The sequence below is a fragment of the Labilibaculum filiforme genome, assembly GCF_002843315.1.
In the GTDB taxonomy this organism is placed as follows: Bacteria; Bacteroidota; Bacteroidia; order Bacteroidales; family Marinifilaceae; genus Labilibaculum; species Labilibaculum filiforme.
In genome coordinates this window covers 1-17,649 of sequence record NZ_MVDD01000023.1, presented here as the reverse complement: position 1 = coordinate 17,649, position 17,649 = coordinate 1, and the positions used below count along the sequence as shown (strand labels likewise).

Annotated in this window: 18 protein-coding genes; 1 reads left to right on the top strand and 17 read right to left on the bottom strand. The window is 33.0% G+C overall.

Going from position 1 to position 17,649, the window contains the following annotated elements; all coding sequences use genetic code 11:
* The 3 genes from BZG02_RS18645 to BZG02_RS21385 form a co-directional block, all read right to left on the bottom strand.
* The gene (locus tag BZG02_RS18645) at nucleotides 1–1,065 is read right to left on the bottom strand and encodes an FIST signal transduction protein (RefSeq protein ID WP_180335787.1); all 1,065 of its coding nucleotides are present in this window, start codon (nucleotides 1,063–1,065) and stop codon (nucleotides 1–3) included.
* 210 nt (nucleotides 1,066–1,275) lie between these two features.
* Entirely contained in the window at nucleotides 1,276–2,442 is a 1,167-nt protein-coding gene (locus tag BZG02_RS18640; protein ID WP_101263265.1) for an adenylate kinase, read from the bottom strand.
* A 95-nt stretch (nucleotides 2,443–2,537) separates the two neighbouring features.
* Nucleotides 2,538–2,912 (bottom strand): DUF7670 domain-containing protein, encoded by a 375-nt coding sequence (locus tag BZG02_RS21385; RefSeq protein WP_101263264.1) that lies wholly within the window; start codon nucleotides 2,910–2,912, stop codon nucleotides 2,538–2,540.
* 222 nt (nucleotides 2,913–3,134) lie between these two features.
* Here BZG02_RS21385 and BZG02_RS18630 point away from each other — a divergent pair, with 222 nt between their 5' ends.
* Nucleotides 3,135–3,536 (top strand): hypothetical protein, encoded by a 402-nt coding sequence (locus BZG02_RS18630; protein WP_101263263.1) that lies wholly within the window; start codon nucleotides 3,135–3,137, stop codon nucleotides 3,534–3,536.
* A gap of 33 nt (nucleotides 3,537–3,569) precedes the next feature.
* Here BZG02_RS18630 and BZG02_RS18625 read toward each other — a convergent pair whose 3' ends face one another.
* From BZG02_RS18625 to BZG02_RS18560, 14 genes are all read right to left on the bottom strand, one after another.
* Nucleotides 3,570–4,175 carry a trimeric intracellular cation channel family protein gene (locus tag BZG02_RS18625; RefSeq protein WP_101263262.1) on the bottom strand — a complete coding sequence of 202 codons (606 nt, stop codon included), beginning with the start codon at nucleotides 4,173–4,175 and terminating at the stop codon, nucleotides 3,570–3,572.
* Between the two features lie 106 nt (nucleotides 4,176–4,281).
* Complete coding sequence (locus BZG02_RS21230) at nucleotides 4,282–6,543, bottom strand: NADP-dependent malic enzyme (RefSeq protein WP_101263261.1); 2,262 nt, start codon at nucleotides 6,541–6,543, stop codon at nucleotides 4,282–4,284.
* Nucleotides 6,544–6,848: 305 nt separating this feature from the next.
* The gene (locus tag BZG02_RS18615; RefSeq protein WP_101263260.1) at nucleotides 6,849–7,580 is read right to left on the bottom strand and encodes a tetratricopeptide repeat protein; all 732 of its coding nucleotides are present in this window, start codon (nucleotides 7,578–7,580) and stop codon (nucleotides 6,849–6,851) included.
* Nucleotides 7,581–7,707: 127 nt separating this feature from the next.
* Nucleotides 7,708–8,553 (bottom strand): glucosaminidase domain-containing protein, encoded by an 846-nt coding sequence (locus BZG02_RS18610; protein ID WP_101263259.1) that lies wholly within the window; start codon nucleotides 8,551–8,553, stop codon nucleotides 7,708–7,710.
* 322 nt (nucleotides 8,554–8,875) lie between these two features.
* Nucleotides 8,876–9,412 (bottom strand): alpha-ribazole phosphatase, encoded by a 537-nt coding sequence (gene cobC / locus BZG02_RS18605; RefSeq protein WP_101263258.1) that lies wholly within the window; start codon nucleotides 9,410–9,412, stop codon nucleotides 8,876–8,878.
* Nucleotide 9,413: 1 nt separating this feature from the next.
* The gene (locus BZG02_RS18600) at nucleotides 9,414–10,175 is read right to left on the bottom strand and encodes an adenosylcobinamide-GDP ribazoletransferase (protein ID WP_101263257.1); all 762 of its coding nucleotides are present in this window, start codon (nucleotides 10,173–10,175) and stop codon (nucleotides 9,414–9,416) included.
* 7 nt (nucleotides 10,176–10,182) lie between these two features.
* Nucleotides 10,183–11,223: a nicotinate-nucleotide--dimethylbenzimidazole phosphoribosyltransferase gene (cobT, locus tag BZG02_RS18595; RefSeq protein ID WP_101263256.1), complete on the bottom strand. Its 1,041-nt coding sequence runs from the start codon at nucleotides 11,221–11,223 to the stop codon at nucleotides 10,183–10,185.
* Nucleotides 11,224–11,261: 38 nt separating this feature from the next.
* Complete coding sequence (cobT, locus tag BZG02_RS18590; protein WP_101263255.1) at nucleotides 11,262–12,314, bottom strand: nicotinate-nucleotide--dimethylbenzimidazole phosphoribosyltransferase; 1,053 nt, start codon at nucleotides 12,312–12,314, stop codon at nucleotides 11,262–11,264.
* A 149-nt stretch (nucleotides 12,315–12,463) separates the two neighbouring features.
* Nucleotides 12,464–12,988 carry a bifunctional adenosylcobinamide kinase/adenosylcobinamide-phosphate guanylyltransferase gene (locus BZG02_RS18585; RefSeq protein ID WP_101263254.1) on the bottom strand — a complete coding sequence of 175 codons (525 nt, stop codon included), beginning with the start codon at nucleotides 12,986–12,988 and terminating at the stop codon, nucleotides 12,464–12,466.
* Between the two features lie 99 nt (nucleotides 12,989–13,087).
* Nucleotides 13,088–14,035, bottom strand: a complete 948-nt coding sequence (gene cbiB, locus BZG02_RS18580; RefSeq protein WP_101263253.1) for an adenosylcobinamide-phosphate synthase CbiB — start codon at nucleotides 14,033–14,035, stop codon at nucleotides 13,088–13,090.
* Nucleotides 14,014–15,042, bottom strand: coding sequence for a pyridoxal phosphate-dependent aminotransferase (locus BZG02_RS18575; RefSeq protein ID WP_101263252.1), 1,029 nt, complete (start codon nucleotides 15,040–15,042; stop codon nucleotides 14,014–14,016). The genes cbiB and BZG02_RS18575 overlap by 22 nt, the downstream gene beginning before the upstream one ends.
* A gap of 169 nt (nucleotides 15,043–15,211) precedes the next feature.
* A complete protein-coding gene (locus BZG02_RS18570; protein WP_101263251.1) occupies nucleotides 15,212–16,126 on the bottom strand; it encodes a dihydroorotate dehydrogenase in 915 nt (304 codons plus the stop codon).
* The gene (locus BZG02_RS18565) at nucleotides 16,120–16,881 is read right to left on the bottom strand and encodes a dihydroorotate dehydrogenase electron transfer subunit (RefSeq protein ID WP_101263250.1); all 762 of its coding nucleotides are present in this window, start codon (nucleotides 16,879–16,881) and stop codon (nucleotides 16,120–16,122) included. Before BZG02_RS18565 ends, BZG02_RS18570 begins: the two co-directional genes overlap by 7 nt.
* A gap of 62 nt (nucleotides 16,882–16,943) precedes the next feature.
* On the bottom strand, nucleotides 16,944–17,372 hold the full coding sequence (locus tag BZG02_RS18560) for a helix-turn-helix transcriptional regulator (RefSeq protein ID WP_101263249.1): 429 nt from the start codon (nucleotides 17,370–17,372) through the stop codon (nucleotides 16,944–16,946).
* Nucleotides 17,373–17,649 lie beyond the last annotated feature (277 nt).

Sequence of the window (17,649 nt, the reverse complement as noted above, 5' to 3'; positions counted from 1 at the left end):
TTATTCTAAATATGAAAAACCTAAAACAATAGATTTATTTAAGATCTCAGGATATCCTTCTCCACTTGAATATATTTCTCCAATTGAAAGAGCTCCTTCTAAATTGATCTGAGTATGATTATTTTTAATTTCTTCGGTTAAATTAGATAGTTCAGTATAAAAATCATTATTCAAATGATTTGCTCTTGAAATACAATTAAAAATAAGTACATCCGATATTTTAGCGTCTTTATTAATGCATTTTTGTGCGAGATTTTTAGGGATAGATTCAAAATCTTCTTTTTTCATAGTCATTAAATCCAAAAGGGAGTTTTCTAAAATATTTCCAGCACAACGTAAATAACCTTCTTCAGAAACCAGCATTGGGTCTCGAATTACATATTCACTATTTTCTTTATAAATTCCAAAAGGATAGTGAATAGAATATTCTTTAAAGTTTTCACGATTGATAAGAATACCAAAGGTATTTTTTAAAAAACGTTGATAAACAATAAATGCATTTTCCCAATTTAGTTCTTTTATTAGATTTTTCTCTGTTTTTGTAGCAATGAATGGCCCGAAAAGCATTGTCCAGCCGTGCAGTGAACCTATATTTAACTCCCTCTTAGTTAGAGTAATAATTGTACCATTATTAAAAACTCCATCGTTATTAAATAAGATGCCCTGTTTATTTTCTTCTAATCGACCGGCACCACCACCTAAAAATTTAACATCATTTCCTAAATAAGTATAAATAGACCTTAAGTGTTCTGAACTATCGGAACACATGCCAGAAGTTAATACATAAGCCGTTGAAAATATATCATTACTAAATTCAGTAATTTGTCGGCTAAATGTTTCGGATGAATCGAAGTAAATAGAAACAGCATTATTCGGTAACCACTTAATTACGACGCCCGTGCTGGACGTTTGATTTTTGTATATTATTTTCGGAAAGATTCCACCTGCAAAACTAATATTTTTGCTATTTAGCACATTAACTAGTTCATTAAGTGGAATTTGAGAATCTTCACCTATAAGGATAAAGGCAAACGAATTGTTAGAATCAGGATTGGATCCTAACAAATTAAGTATTTCTTTTAGGCTCGGATTTTCCAAATACATTTCCTCTCTCCTCTTCAATTATATAAGTTACAATTTTAACGAATTTATGACTATTAATCGATTGCTTTTGATTAAGTATCTATATTAACATGTCAAGGCTTTTAATTGTATTATTAGAGGAAAAATTAAAAAAAAAACTGACTTTTTATAGGAAAGCCAGTTTTTCATAAATTATCTAATTTTCTTGAATGATTTATTGACTACATCTGTGAGGCGTTTGAAAACATCTTCCTCGCTCCCTATTCCATCAACAATTTCGAATTTATTTTGTTTGGAGTAATAGTTTGTAACTTTCACACTCCTTTTTTCATATTGTTCTAATCTGTGAATAATGATATCGGTATCATCGTAAAGTCTTTTTCCATCTGTTTTTCCTCTGTAGGTTAAACGTTTAATCGACTCAAGAGTGGAAACATCCAAATTAATGGATGATGTAACGACTGAACCAAGCTTTCTTAGTAAACCATCTAATATATACGCCTGAACAATTGTTCGCGGAAAACCTTTGAAAATAAATCCATTGGCATCGGGATGTTTACGAATTTGTCTTTCAATTAATCGAATTGCAATTTCATCTGGAACAATATCTCCTTTTTCCATATAGGTTTTAGCACTTTGTCCCATCTCAGTGTCTTTTTTAATTTCTTGACGCATTAAATGCCCTGTAGAAATATATTCAAGATTAAATTGCTCTGCTAATTTTCTTCCTTGTGTCCCTTTTCCTGAACCTGGAGGTCCTAATAAAACAAGGTTAATCCATGATTTTTGCAGCGTTTGGTCAATTTTTGAAGTTAATCGTTCAAAAATCTGATCAATTCCGCCTAAACCATCAATCCCATGATATATTTCTTTTTCTTTATAGAAGTTAGCGACGGGAGCTGTTTTAGTATCATATTCTTTTAATCGAACCGTAATTACTTCGTCGGTATCATCCGATCTATTTTCTTTTTTTGCTCGATCCAACAATCGATTGCGAAGTTGATCTGATGGCACTTCTAAACTTAGCATGCAATCAAGTTTAGTATTCATTTTTAAAAGCAATCCCTCCAGAATATATGCTTGAACAGTTGTTCGTGGAAATCCATCAAAAAGAAAACCGTTTACCTCTGTATCGGTTTGAATACGTTCTTCCATGATTTGAACGATAATTTCATCAGGAACCAGTCCACCCTTTTTAATAATGTCTTTTGCTTGTAGGCCTAACTCGGTTCCTTCTGCAATCTCACTTCTTAGAATATCTCCTGTTGATATATAAGCTAAATTATATTTTTCGACAAGCATCTTCGATTGAGTTCCTTTTCCTGCTCCAGGAGGGCCAAAAAGTGCAATATTTAACATGTACTGAAATTTATATTTGTTATGGTTGTAATTATTTCAAAAATAATAAAAATTTAATCTGATCAGGATAATTTATCCCATTGTTAATTCCTGTTTTATTTCAAAAAAATAAACAAGGAAATTTTATGACCATTTAGGTTTCTAAAAGTTGTTAGAGCCCAGCATATTAGATGTAATACGCCTAAAAATAGAAAGCTTGGAAAGATAGGTCCATTCCAAAAAGAATAATTGGCTATTGCAAAAAATATATAACCCCAGATTAAAAGAAGACTTCCTATGAATTCAAATTTCCACACTACGATTAACCCTGTAAGCATGATAACATTTGCTAAAAACAACTTGATTTCCTGTTCAGACATTAGATCTAAATCGGGAGAACCAATTTGAATTGCAAACCAAATAAAAAATAGGAATAAAAAAATTCCTAAAAAACGTGTAATCCAACGAAGTATGGTGATAAATAGTTTCAAATCTAGTTTTTTTACAATTTAGTAGATTTTAATATATGCTTTTATCAAATATAGCCGAATTAATATGTAATTGGAAATTACAAAGCTATAATCTATTGAATAAGCGGTTTCAGAACAGGTGAAACCACCTGTATTGTCTTGAAAATAAGATTGTTTAAATTGACATTCTTCTCGAAAAACCTTATATTCTATTAAGGAATTAATCCATTTAAATATATTGTTATGAAGGCGAACTATTTATGTCCAAATTGCAGAACCTGTCTTAATATTGGAGATCAAATTATAATTTCAGCTAAAAATGAGGAAGGAAAAAAAGGAATTTTATTACTTAGTATATTTTTAGGAGACTATGAAATAAAAAAGCATTCTAGTTTTGATCTTGAGGAAAATGAAAAGCTGGACATGTATTGTCCTTGTTGTTTTGAAAGTTTAAGGAATCCAATGGTGCACGATAATATTTTTAAAATATTAATGCAAGATGAAGAGGATCAGGAACATGAAATTCTATTCTCTGGTATTTATGGAGAAAGATGTACTTATCAAATTCGAGATAAAAAAGTGAGTACTTTTGGTCAGGATGCAGGGAAATACCTCAACTATACCAATCTAATAAATATGTCCTAGTATGTTTTTAAATAAATTGTAATTAATTTACTTTTAATACTTTAAAACTGGAAGGGATATTTTATAACGAATACATATTATTCGTATGCCTATTATACAAGCAATGGTTATGAATTGATTTTGAGCTGCGCCAACACCAAGAAAATCGAGAGCAATAAAGAGAATTCCACCAATTAGACAAGCAACTGCATAAATTTCTTTTCTAAAAATTAAAGGGATATCATTACAAAGGGTATCTCTTATAACTCCCCCCATTACCGCTGAAAATAAGCCCATAATTATAGATAAAAATGGATGTATGCCAAGGCTTAAGGATTTTTCTATTCCTATAATAGTAAATACACCAATACCAATTGTATCGAACAAGAAAAGAGTCCGTTTTAAAGTCATGATGTATTTTTTAAATAGAAAGGTTAGTCCAACACCAATAGATATTACGGTTAGGTAATTAATATCACTGATCCAGGCAACGGGAAAATTGCCAAGAATTACATCCCGCAAAGTACCTCCACCTATGGCTGTAATAAAACCAGTAAAGTAGGCACCAAAAAGGTCTAACTTTTTATTTGCTGCAGACAAAGTACCACTAATAGTAAATACTAAGGTTCCTAATAAATCTAATCCGTATAAGATGGTCATAGCTAAATTTAAAATAGGCGCAAAAGTGATTAAAATAATTGAAATTTGAAAAAAAAGGATGAGATTTCATAAAATCTCATCCTTTACAATTTTAAAATTGTTTTATTTACGATTGTGCATCAACAACTGCAATGGCTGTCATGTTAATAATTTCACGTACCGAACATCCCATTGGGATAATATGAAAAGGTTTTGCCGTTCCTAATAAAATTGGACCAATATTTTCGGATCCATCTAAATCTTTCATTAATTTATAGGCAATATTTCCCGAACTAAGATTTGGGAATATAATGGTATTTACGTCTTTCCCTTTAATCTTGGTGAAACCAAATGTTTGATCTCTTAAGTTTTTATCTAAGGCAAAATTTAATTGCATTTCACCGTCAACAAGCAAATCTGGATGATTTTCGTGCAATTTTGTGATTGCTTTGTTCACCTTAACAGGACTTCCCTTTCTAACCGATCCAAAATTAGAATAAGATACCATAGCCATTACTGGTTCGATATTAAAAGTTTTTAAGGCACGAGCGGTGCTTAAGGTTGTATCTACTAAAGAATCGGAAGTTGGTTCCGCATTTACAGTAGTATCGGCAAAAAACAAAGGTCCTTTTTTGGTCATGATAATATTCATCCCAACCAAAGTTTTCATTCCTTCTTCAATTCCAATAACCTTACTTGCTACCTTTAAAGCTTCAAAATAGCGGGTTGCATATCCAGAAATAAAAGCATCAGCATCTCCATTTTCAACCATCATTGCGCCAAAATAGTTTCGGTCGAACATTTTTTCGACCGCTTCTTTGTGCGTAAGACCTTTACGTCCTCTTTTTTCGCATAGAACGTTGGCATAGTGATTTCTTCTTCCTGCTTCTGATTGTGAGCGAATGTCTATAATTTCAGCTCCCTTAAGATCCAATTCATTTTCCTTCACTATTCGTTCAATATTCTCAGGATTACCTAATATAATAGGTTTTGCTATTCCATCATGAAGAACAATTTGAGCCGCTTTTAAAACATTAAAGTTGTTTCCTTCGGCGAAAACTACACGTTTTGGATTGCATTTAGCTTTGTCGAATATTGTTCTAATTAGCTCATTTTCTGCACCTAAGCGTTGCTTTAATTCTTCAGCATAAGCATCCCAATCTGTAATAACTTTTCGTGCTACACCCGATTCTACTGCAGCTTTTGCAACAGCAACTGCCACACTCGATACCAAACGTGGGTCCATTGCTTTTGGAATAATATAATTGCGACCAAATACGATATTTGATTCATTATAAGCTGCATGTACAGATTCCGGCACTGGTTCTTTTGCTAGTTTTGCAATGGCGTGAACAGAAGCAATTTTCATTTCTTCATTAATTGCACTAGCGCGAACATCTAAAGCTCCCCTAAAAATGTAAGGAAATCCAAGTACATTATTAATTTGATTTGGATAATCTGAACGACCTGTTGCTACGATTACGCCTTTTTTAGCTTCTACAGCTTCGTTGTAGTCGATTTCGGGATCGGGATTTGCTAAGGCAAATACTACAGGATTATCAGCCATGGAACAAACCATTTCTTTACTTACAATTCCTCCCACAGATAATCCTAAAAATACATCGGCTCCCACTAAGGCTTGCTCCAAGGTATCGATATCGCGGGTGGTAATAAATTGTTTTTTCTGACTATTTAAACCACTTCTTTTTGTATTGATAACGCCACGACTATCGCACATGATTATATTCTCGGGTTTAACCCCCAAAGAAATATATAATTTTGTACAAGAAACTGCGGCAGCTCCAGCTCCATTTACAACAACAGAAATATTTTCAATTTTCTTTTTATTAATTTCCAAAGCATTTAATAAACCCGCTGCCGAAATAATGGCTGTTCCGTGTTGATCGTCATGCATAACTGGAATATCTAATTCTTCCTTTAAGCGTCTTTCAATCTCGAAACATTCTGGAGCTTTAATATCTTCTAAGTTTATACCTCCAAAAGTTGGGGCAATAGCTTTAACTGTTTCAATGAATTTATCCACATCAGTGGTATCAACTTCAATATCGAAAACATCGATATCAGCAAATATTTTAAAAAGTAAACCTTTGCCTTCCATTACCGGTTTTCCAGCAAGTGCACCAATATTACCTAATCCTAATACAGCGGTTCCATTTGAAATTACAGCAACCAAATTCCCTTTTGCTGTATATTTGTATGCTTTCTCAGCGTCTTTTTCAATTTCCAGACATGGTTCTGCAACCCCCGGACTATATGCCAAGGCCAGATCTCTTTGAGTTCTGTATGGTTTTGTTGGTATCACTTCAATTTTACCAGGACGACCTTCAGAGTGATACTTTAATGCATCACTAGTGTTATTTTTTGACATTATTTTGTGTGTTTTGTTAAAGTATTAATTCATTTGTTTATTATTTACTACAAAGATGGGAATTATTGGTGCAGATTTAGGTGTTAAATACCTCAAAAACAAATGAAAGACAGTATTGAGCTGAGAATCTATTAATTAGGAATAAATAAAAATAAAGCAATATTTCTTGATTTATTAAGAAAACGATTTTCTAAAAGAATTTCTATTCTAAAATACTTTAGCTAATAAATATTAGAACCAAAATCGCAAAAAAAAGGGATACCTTTTTGGTATCCCTAATTACTATATTTTGTGGTAAACTTTTATTATAGTAAGCCGTTGATTGTTGCAATTGTAGATGTTACATCCTTTCTAGATGGAGCAATTGCTTTTGCCTTATTTAATTCAACAATTGCTTTTTGAAAGTAAGATTTTGCTTTTGCAGATTCTTCTTTATACTTTTCAGGCTCTGTATTTGCTGTTGGAGTTGCTACCTGCATTATTTTAGCTCCTTTGTTATAGTAAAGTGTTCCTAAGCTAAACAAAGCATCCGCTTTATATTTAGACTTAACCTCTCCTGCTTTTTTGTATAAATCTTCTGCTACTTCAAAGTTTTCTGACTTTTGTGCACTTTGTCCTTCCAATAAATAATGCTTTGCCAATGCTGCAACTAATTTAGATTTTTTTGTTGGGCAGGCTTTAATTCCCTCATTTAAAGTAACAACCATTTCGTCGTATTTTTTCTGACTTTTTTGAGCAAGTGCTTTGTATTGATATGCAGTAGATGTTTTGTATTTATTGTCTACCGACTGACCAAAATACTGTTCGGCTTTGTCGTATTTTTTTAATTTAATAGCACAATAAGCTAAATTAAATACCAGGGCAGGATCTTTCTCAGTATCCTCTGCAGCCAGGAATTTTTCGTAGTTTATAAGAGCTGTTTTATAATCTTTTGATTTTAATGCGGTATTGCCATCGTTTTTAAATTGAGCTGCATTTTGACTAAATACACCAACGGCACTAAAACAAACCGCAAGAATCAGAATAAATTTTTTCATACTAAATTACTTTTATGATTAATTAAATTATTGATTTCCTTTTAAAACAAGCCTAAAAATAGCGATTTCAAATAAAAATCAAATAAAAATAACAAAAAAATATTATTCAATATTTTTTTGCTGCAATTTATATAGCAAGAGATAGTTCAATTATCTCTTCAATAAAATAATCTTTGTTAATGACATAAGAATCATATTTCGTTAAGTTATTACTTTCTATAAGCTCCTTTAACTTGTCGGTATATATATTGCCAACTTCAGAATAACGATGCAACAAAGGAATAAGTTCAGATGTATTTGTAGAAGTAAATCTTTCTTGTCGAAATTCTTCGTAAGCATTTACTCGAGCAATGGTTTCGAAATAATCCTTTACCGATTCTTCGATAGACGAATAACTTCTTACATAAATGGTAGTTGAATCTCTTCCAACAAGCGCTTGCATACGGTCTTCTCCTGCATCGTAAGACCAGATACCAAAAACATTGTTTCCTTCGTTAAAAAAACGCGAGGATCCCCAACCAGATTCAAGAGCAGCTTGTCCGAGTACTATGCTGGCCGGATGTGGCTTAAGTCTCATCTTTAATTCGCTAAATTCGTTGCAATTATAGGTTTCAAATAATTTAGAAAGGAAAACACTATCCGATTTCATTGGTATAGGATGCTTAAGTAGCCAATTTTCAATGTGTTCTACTCGAGTGATTTTTTGATTCAATCTGTGCTGAGAAACTAAAATGGATGGTAACAACATTTCAACAAACTTTTCTTTTTTTTCTTCAACAGGTAATTCTCTTAAGGATATCACTTTAGTGTAAATATAAGGTATAACACTTGAATCTACAATGGCATGAACATCCTCTTTATTTTCAATTAAAGCAAACTGAGAAAGTACGGATATGTTTGTGAATGTGCTAGGTTTATTGCAACCTACAAGAAAAAAAACAAAACAAAGAGTAATGACAAATACGGCACGCATTAGCTAACAATTATTAATTTGAGATCACTAAAATAATAATTTCTTTCTCCGAACTAGCTTTAAACATTTTAAATAAGCAATATCATTAGACAGCAGGTTGTAGAAAAGAATGCAAAATAGATCGTTATTATTTCAATTTTTGAGAATAGAAAAAACCAAATAACATCACCTATAGCCCTAATATTTAACACCTTACATTTGTTCATATTGGCAAAGTTGAAGTGACATTCTTATAAATAAGTAAGCTTGTTTTTGGGCAATAAAAAAAATCAGGAACATGCTGGTTCCTGATTCATCTATATTATGGTAATAAATGTTCTTTTTATTTTTCAATTGATATAACAGTTACCTCGCCAAAATCTGCTGCTGGCTCATTAAATGAGTCTTCTAATTTTATATTCTTTTCGATTGCATTTATAGTTCGTATAACTCCACCATGGGTGAAAATAGCGATTTTTTCACAATCCTTTAGTTTGATTTCTTTCCAAAATTCAAGTACCCGATCGCGAAGCATTACAAAAGATTCTCCATTTGAACATTTCTTATTCACAAAATCTTCCATCCATGCTGGAAACAAAGGATCTTTAATTTCATCCCACACTTTGCCTTCCCAATCGCCAAAGTTCAACTCCATTAAACGCTGATCAACATCTACTTTATCGCTAAAAATGTCCGTTGCCAGCTTCTTTGCTCTACTTAAAGGACTTGATATAATAAAGTCAAAATTAATGCCTTTTAATCTTTGTTTTACAGTTTCAAGTTCTTCTGGATAACTTTCAGCTAGATCAACATCTTTTTGTCCGTAACAAATGCCTGTTTCAACTTTTACTTTTGTATGTCTGATTAAATATATTTCCATTTTATAATACTTGATTAATAATTATCATATAGGATAAATAAAATACAATTTCACAAACTTGTTGTGTTGCACCAATACAATCGCCAGTAAAACCGCCTATCCATTTCTTATAATATCTTCCTAATAATATTTTACACAAAAAAACCGGAATTAAAATCAGGAAAAACTTCAGATTTCCCAATAAAGTTAAAGGTAATATTCCTGTAACAATAGTGAAAATTAGATTTTTAGCAGATAATTTTTGAGAATAATCTTTTGCTTTTGAATTATCGGTACGTGCATATTGATGAGAATTTACCAAGCTCGCAGCGAACATCCTAGATACGGAGTGCGCGGCAATCAAAATTAAAGGTAATTGAGTTGCCGCAATAGAATATTGACAAAAAAACTTTGTTAATACTAAAAAAACAATGCCTGTAACTCCAAATGCACCAATTAAGGAATCCTTCATAATTTCCAGAATTCGCTCCCGATTCCAACCACCACCAAAGCCATCGCATACATCCATAAAACCATCTTCGTGCAATGCGCCTGTAAAAAAGACTGTAAATCCCATACTTAGCATTATCGATAGATTAAAGGGAAATACCAAATTGGCAAGGTAAAAAGTCAAACCTGCTAATCCACCAATAATTGCACCCGAAATGGGAAAATATTTAATAGCTTCATGCTGATATTCTTTTTTAAATTGAGCCCATTTAGGAAATGGAACTCTTGTAAAAAAAGACAAGCCAGTAAAAAATATATCAATTTCTCTTTTCATTAATTTTTTAAATTTGATCACTATTACTTACACCAGCATCTTCGAAACTGGCCATTTGGTTTAGGAAATTAACAGCCGACTCAATAATTGGATAAGCAACAGCTACACCTGTTCCCTCGCCTAAACGCATTCCTAAATCTAGAATTGGCTCTGCTTTAAGATGTTGTAGCATATGCTTATGGCCATTCTCATTTGATTTGTGAGTAAATATACAATACTCTAAAATATTCGAATTTATTTTTGAAGCCGCTAAAAGTGCTGAGCTGATGATAAAACCATCTACCATAATTACCATTTCTAATTCGGCAGCTTTTAACATCGCTCCTACAATCATTACAATTTCGAATCCACCAAAATAGCTTAGAATATTTTCAACAGAATTATCACCACGGTAGTTGGTTACAGCTTTTTTGAGTATCTCATATTTTTTCTTTAGTCCTTCATCATCCCATCCGGTACCACGGCCAACGCATTCTTTTAAATCTACACCTGCTAAAATATGTAATAAAATAGCTCCAGAAGAAGTATTGCCAATACCCATTTCTCCAAAACCAATAATATTAGAACCTTCTCGATGCTTTTGATCGCAAAGGTCAGCGCCGCGCTTAATAGCTGTATGAAATTGTTCCGAAGTCATTGCTGATTCATTCAAATAGCTTTTTGTTCCGTAATCAACTTTTGCGTTAATTACTCCTGAGTTTTTCTCAAAATCGAAATTTACACCAGCATCAATAATACTAATATTAATTCCATTTTGACGACCAAAAACATTTATTGCCGCGCCACCATTCACATAATTAGCCACCATTTGCCAAGTAACCTCCTGAGGATAAGGACTAACTCCATCGAGAGCAATTCCATGGTCTGCAGCAAACACCATAATGGTTGGTTGCTTAAGTTCCGGGCTTAAAGTATTTTGAATACATCCAATTTTCAATGCTAACTTTTCCAAAATGCCTAAGGATCCAATTGGTTTTGTTTTTAAATCGATTTTATGTTGAAGTTGTTCCGCAAGTGCGGTATTGGGTTTACTAATATTGAAATTCATTCTTATCATTTTTTAATGGAAAATTAAATATAAAATAATTATCTGATTGTCTCGATTTCTTCGGATTCACTTACTCCAGCTTCCTGAAATGAAGCCATTTCATTAATGAATTGAATAGCACTTTTGATTATTGGATAACAAACCATTGCTCCGGTTCCTTCGCCTAGTCGCATGCCAATATCTAAAATTGGCGTTGCGTTTAAGTAATTTAGCATTTTAATATGTGCCTGTTCGTTGGATTTATGAGCGAATAAACAGTATTCCAAAACTTTAGGGTTTATTTTTGATGCAGCAAGCAATGCAGACGTAATAATAAAACCGTCAATTAGCATGGTCATTTTCAATTCTGCAGCTTTAAGCATAGCACCTGAAATCATAACGATCTCGAAACCACCAAATTGTGTAAGCACCTCTATTGGGTCCTTGCCTCCATTATATTTATGCAAAGCTTCATTTAATAAGTCAAACTTTGATTTTACTCCATCATTATTTAATCCAGTTCCTCTTCCTACACATTCTTCTAAGTTTATATCTGCTAAAAGACTTAGTATTAAAGCTGCCGATGATGTATTTCCAATCCCTTTTTCTCCAAAAGCAAGAAAATTACAACCTTCTTTCTGGATAGTCTCAATAACTTCAGCTCCACTTTTAAAACCTTGTAAGCATTGCTCTTTTGTCATTGCGGGACCCAATCTGTAATTTTTAGTTCCGTAAGCAATTTTTTTATTGATAATATTTAATGAGGGATCAAAATCGTGATCAATCCCTGCATCAACAACTTTGAAATTAACGCCATGCTGACGAGAAAAAACATTGATCGCAGCACCTCCTTGCATGTAATTGTATAGCATTTCATAACTTACAGATTTTGGATAGAAGCTCACACCATCATCAGCAATTCCATGATCTCCGGCGAACACAATTACATTCGGATTCTTAATTTCTGGAGTTAGATTTTCTTGAATTTTCCCTATTTGAAATGCAATCTTCTCGAGTATTCCCAGCGAACCAATAGGCTTCGTTTTACTATTTATTTTGTTCCACAATTTATGATCTAATGCTGTGGATATGGAGGATATTTTGAAGTCCATTATGCTTATTTAATATTTTTGAAACGTATTCTTTGTTAATCTTGAGTATTTAAAATACCGAGATTATAAAAAGTATTTAATCCTTTACTGCTTTGCTAAGTATAAGCAACTTATAGTGTGTGAAAAGAATTATTTTGATAGCAATAGATTTACTGTTTTCCCGATAAAGTGTTTTTTATTTCAAGAGGTAAACCAGATATAATTAAAGTAACACGATCTGCTTTTTTTGCAATGTATTGATTAATACTTCCTTGCAGGTCGTTAAATCTCATCGCTATTTTATTTCCTGGATGCCCGCCTAATCCCAATTCATTGGTAACAATAATCCAATCACAATCTTGAGAAAACAACTTATCTAATTCTTCCGATGCTTCTAGTAATGATTTTTTATCATCTTCACCATTATCAAAAAAGAAATTATTCATCCACAATGTGATACAATCTAAAAGAACAAGTTTTCCTGTAAAATTATATTTACTTAAAAATTTCTCTTCTTCAATACTAGTCCATTGACTTCCACGCCTTTGCTTGTGTACTTCAATTCGTTGGCGATGAGCTTCATCCCAAATTCGTGAAGTAGCTAAATAAACGGGTTTACTATTTAATGATAGCGCTAACTCTTCAGCAAATATGCTTTTCCCGGAACGTTGTCCTCCTGTAATTAAATGAATCATTAATCTGTTTTTGAGACCAATAAAATTTTATTGATCAGGAATAATACTAGCTGTGAAGTTACAAATTATAGTAGCCTACAAGAAGTAAATCTTTCTTTTTTACAACAGTATTGAATATGGAAAATGGACAGCAATAATTAATAGAACCGAAGTAAAACACACTGTATGATTGATGTAGGAAAGTTTATGAATATCTTCGTTCTGTATAGTGCGCTTATTTTCTCCAATAAATGGTTTGTTCACACTTTTTCCACCATAATCATGAGGTCCACCAAATTGACAATTTAGTATTCCTGCTAAAGCGGCTTCTGGATAACCGGCATTTGGACTCAAATGCGCACGACCAAATTTAAAGAGATATGTAAATCCTTTCCAGTTTAACGTGAGCAATACCATTAGAAATGCAGTAATTCGAGATGGGATAAAATTTACAACATCATCCAATCGGGCGGCAAAGCGTCCAAATAAAATATATTTTTCATTTTTATATCCAATCATTGAATCCATTGTGTTAATCATTTTATAGCACATCATGCCTGGAACACCAGCAATAGCATAGTAAAAAAGAGGAGCTACAACACCATCCGATAAATTCTCTGACAGCGTTTCCAAAACAGCCAATCGCACTTCTTGGACTGATAATTTTGATGTGTCGCGACCAACAATCCATGATAATCTTTTTCGCCCTGCTTCTAAGCCTTTTTCATTTAGATGTTTAAAAACTTCGTATCCTTCTTGCAGCAGGCTTTTGTTTGCCAATCCGTAAAAAACCATTATTGAGGTAAAAACAATATAAATGGTACTATTCCAATTTAAAAGAACAATGCCTAAATACGAAAAAGCAAAATAAACACAGATTGCCAATCCAAAAGCCATAATAGCTCCTTTAGCCAATTGATGCTTTCCTTTATTGAAATGTTTTGTGAAAAATGTAATTGTATTACCGAATAAAACTATTGGGTGAGGCAGATTTCTAGGATCCCCAAAAAAGAGATCTAAAATGTATCCTATAATAAGAGGAAGAATTATAAGTTTAATTTGCTCCATTCTGTTAACGCGTCAATTAGTAATTGGTTTTTTTCTTTTGTTTGAGTTGCTATTCTAAAATAGGAAGAGGTAAGTCCTCGGAAATTAGAAGCATCTCGAATTAATATCCCAAAATTTGAAATTAGGAATTTTTTAAGCTCCAAAGCAGATGACTTCTCTAGTTCAACCAAAAAGAAAGAAGTTTTTGAAGGATGAATTCGCAGTCCGGAAATTTTTTTCAAATTTTCCTTGAATTTTTTTGCTTCTGATTTATAGTAGTTTACAGGTGGAACAAAATCAATTTTATTTGCCAAAAGGAACTTTCCAGCCTCAATTGCCAGTGAATTTACCGTCCAAGGAGCCTTGTAGAATTGAATATTCTGTACTAAGGTCTTGTTTGAGATTAAATATCCCAATCTCAGGCCGGGAATTGCAAAGTTTTTAGTTAATGATTTTACAAGAATCAAATTTTGATACTTATCGACTAAATCTATACTAGATCCTATTTCATCAGTAAAATCAATATAGGCTTCATCAATTACAAAAATAGACTTTGAATTGCAATTGAGTAGATTCTCCAAATCATTTAGACCTAAAATATTTCCACTAGGATTATTCGGATTGCAAATCCAAACCAAGCCTTCTTCAAAAAGAGTTGTACTGTTGAGCTCTGTCCAATTTATAAAGTATAGCTTGTGTTTATTGACTTTACAAGCATCTTCATATTCGGAGAAGGTAGGGATAATAATAGTTGATTTAAGCCCGGAAAAGCATTGTGCTATAAGGTAAAAAGCTTCAGTAGCTCCATTCGTGGCGATAATCTGATGCTTATTTACATCCAATTCGCTTGCTAAGGCATCTACTAGACTTTCCGCCGCGGCTTCTGGATAAGAATGTATTTTCTCCCAATTTGAAAACAGATGTTGTTTAAGATGTTCTAATTTTCCTCCAAACCAAACGTTACTACTAAAATTAGCAACTATTGGTTGTTTATATTGGTAACCATCATCTCCATGTCCGTGTAACATCCTGTATAATAAAGGTTAGTGTGAATATATTCAAAATTTTTATCCTTCAAAATACTTCGAAAATAGTATCAATTAAGGACAAAATTAACAGGAGTTTACACTTGCAATTACAAATGTAAACTCCACATCTCCGCATTAGAGAATTATTTCTTTATTTTAACGCATTGACTTACTGTTCTTTAATTGCGCCAATTAAATCTGTAAGGTTTTCAACCTGATGTCGGATCATATATTCTTTGATTCCTTCAACGACCTTAACACTTACTTGAGGGTCAATAAAATTAGCAGTTCCAATTTGAATTGCAGAAGCTCCAGCTAAAATAAACTCAATAGCATCTTTTGCATTCATTATACCTCCCAAACCTACAATTGGAATTTTAACGGCATTAAAAACCTGCCAAACCATTCGTAAGGCTACGGGTTTTACGCATGGTCCGGATAAACCACCTGTAACAGTAGATAAAAGTGGTTTTCTAGTTTCAGCATCTATAGCCATTCCCAATAGGGTATTGATAAGAGATACTGAATCAGCACCTTCAGCTTCCGCAGCTTTAGCAATTTCGCTTATGTCTGTAACATTTGGCGACAACTTAACCATTAAATGCTTTTTGTACACTTTCCGCACCTCGCGGACAACCGAAGCTGCAGAAGCGCAATTGGTTCCAAAAGCCATTCCACCTTCTTTCACGTTCGGACAGGATATATTCAGCTCTATGGCAGGAATTTTATCCAATTCGTTAATCATTGCGGCTGTTTCTACGTAATCCTCTATAACTGAGCCCGAAACGTTAACTAAAATATTAGTATTGTAATGTTTAATTCTAGGATAAATAGTATTACAAAAGTACTCAACTCCTTTATTTTGAAGGCCAACGGCGTTTAGCATTCCTGAAGGTGTTTCAGCCATCCTGGGATAAGGATTTCCTTCCCGATGATGCCTTGTTGTGCCTTTAACTACTATACCGCCTAATTGGCTTATATCTATAAAATCTTCAAATTCCTCACCGTAACCAAAAGTTCCAGAAGCGGTCATTACAGGATTTTTAAGAATCAGATCCTTAAGTTTAACTTCCAAATTTACCATTTCAATTCATTTATATTGAACACCGGACCTTCAGTGCATGTACATATATTTCCTCTTTTTGTGTCGGTTACGCAGCATAAACAAGCTCCAATTCCACAAGCCATAGTGTTTTCTAGAGAAACTTCACATGGAATTGCTTTACTTTTGGAATAAGCCGCTACAGCTTTCATCATGGGTTCTGGACCACAAGTAAATGTGTAATCAAATTTTTCGTTAAGAACAGAATGCTGTGTAGGATAACCTTTTTCTCCAACAGAGCCGTCTTCCGTAGTAACGAAAACACGGCCGTATTCTTTATACGGATCTAATTCTACTGCATCATAGGCAGAACGTACGCCTAATATCGTAGTAACCTGGTTTCCTGCATCCCTAAGATGTTTAGCTAGGTATAATAAAGGAGCGACACCGCATCCTCCACCAATTAATAGTGTTTTAGAGTTCTTAGGAATAGAGTATTGATTTCCTAATGGAAAAACGATATTCAACTTGTCTCCAAGATTTAATTCGCTTAGTTTATTTGTGCCTTCTCCAATTTTCTTAATGTATAACTTGATGATATTCTCCTCGTAATCAACAAAATGGATGGATAAAGGTCTTCTAAGGAAGGTGTTGTTTGCATTTTCGACTAGAACGTTAACAAATTGCCCTGGTTTAATGTCTGGTAATGGCGTAGATGCCTTTACATCAATAACAAAAGTTTCATCGTTTAGCTCTGTCTTGCGCAGTACCTTAAAGTCCTGTACTGATTTTTTCATGCTGCCTGGTTGTATTTTAAACTGTTAAGTATAAACGCAGGCAAAGATAAGCTAAAAAATACTTAAGAAGGATTGTATTCTTTAAAAGTTTTATCGGTATAAAACACTACAACTTTCTCAATTTGCTTTCCAGATGTAAAAGCACTCATTTCCAGCATAGGTTCAGGGTTCGAGCGCGGAATACTAACAGTTTCTTTATTTAATTTAGGTGGGTGATTTGCTTGACTTTCGATAGGTGTAGGCTTTATATCTGGTTCCTGAAACAATGAAGGTGAATTTTGTGTTACATACATTTCGCCTGTGCCAGAAATAAGCCAATTAGGACTAATAGAAGGAAACGAGCTCAATATTTTCTGCACAAAATCTAGACTTGGGTTGTTACGTCCCGATAAAATATGAGAAATACTAGATCGTTGAACACCTATTGTGTCTGCAAATTTAGAAGAGGTTAAACCTTCACTATTAATCAGCTGAACTATTCGATTCTTCATCCTTAAAGTTATTATATGTGAATTTTACAGATGTTAATTTCAATAACATTACAAATCTAACAAATAGTTTTACAATTGGCAAGTCGAAAAGAGAAAATATTTTTACAATGGTAATTTACAAGTGTAACTTAAATAAACATTTAGGACCAATATGTAAATTGAGATCTATTTTACTATTGTAAACTTCAAAACTATCAATGTAATAGCTATTTATTAAATTCCCCTTTTAAATAAAGGAACTTTCAAATAGAGTTTAAAATTGTATTTATTAAGCAAT

What these genes read in the sequence shown, in the direction of transcription:
- BZG02_RS18640 (WP_101263265.1), bottom strand. Translation starts at nt 2,442, where the DNA reads ATGTTAAATATTGCACTTTTTGGCCCTCCTGGAGCAGGAAAAGGAACT.
- BZG02_RS18630 (WP_101263263.1), top strand. Translation starts at nt 3,135, where the DNA reads ATGAAGGCGAACTATTTATGTCCAAATTGCAGAACCTGTCTTAATATT.
- BZG02_RS18625 (WP_101263262.1), bottom strand. Translation starts at nt 4,175, where the DNA reads ATGACCATCTTATACGGATTAGATTTATTAGGAACCTTAGTATTTACT.
- BZG02_RS21230 (WP_101263261.1), bottom strand. Translation starts at nt 6,543, where the DNA reads ATGTCAAAAAATAACACTAGTGATGCATTAAAGTATCACTCTGAAGGT.
- BZG02_RS18615 (WP_101263260.1), bottom strand. Translation starts at nt 7,580, where the DNA reads ATGAAAAAATTTATTCTGATTCTTGCGGTTTGTTTTAGTGCCGTTGGT.
- BZG02_RS18610 (WP_101263259.1), bottom strand. Translation starts at nt 8,553, where the DNA reads ATGCGTGCCGTATTTGTCATTACTCTTTGTTTTGTTTTTTTTCTTGTA.
- cobC (WP_101263258.1), bottom strand. Translation starts at nt 9,412, where the DNA reads ATGGAAATATATTTAATCAGACATACAAAAGTAAAAGTTGAAACAGGC.
- BZG02_RS18600 (WP_101263257.1), bottom strand. Translation starts at nt 10,175, where the DNA reads ATGAAAAGAGAAATTGATATATTTTTTACTGGCTTGTCTTTTTTTACA.
- cobT (WP_101263256.1), bottom strand. Translation starts at nt 11,223, where the DNA reads ATGAATTTCAATATTAGTAAACCCAATACCGCACTTGCGGAACAACTT.
- cobT (WP_101263255.1), bottom strand. Translation starts at nt 12,314, where the DNA reads ATGGACTTCAAAATATCCTCCATATCCACAGCATTAGATCATAAATTG.
- BZG02_RS18585 (WP_101263254.1), bottom strand. Translation starts at nt 12,988, where the DNA reads ATGATTCATTTAATTACAGGAGGACAACGTTCCGGGAAAAGCATATTT.
- cbiB (WP_101263253.1), bottom strand. Translation starts at nt 14,035, where the DNA reads ATGGAGCAAATTAAACTTATAATTCTTCCTCTTATTATAGGATACATT.
- BZG02_RS18575 (WP_101263252.1), bottom strand. Translation starts at nt 15,042, where the DNA reads ATGTTACACGGACATGGAGATGATGGTTACCAATATAAACAACCAATA.
- BZG02_RS18570 (WP_101263251.1), bottom strand. Translation starts at nt 16,126, where the DNA reads ATGGTAAATTTGGAAGTTAAACTTAAGGATCTGATTCTTAAAAATCCT.
- BZG02_RS18565 (WP_101263250.1), bottom strand. Translation starts at nt 16,881, where the DNA reads ATGAAAAAATCAGTACAGGACTTTAAGGTACTGCGCAAGACAGAGCTA.
- BZG02_RS18560 (WP_101263249.1), bottom strand. Translation starts at nt 17,372, where the DNA reads ATGAAGAATCGAATAGTTCAGCTGATTAATAGTGAAGGTTTAACCTCT.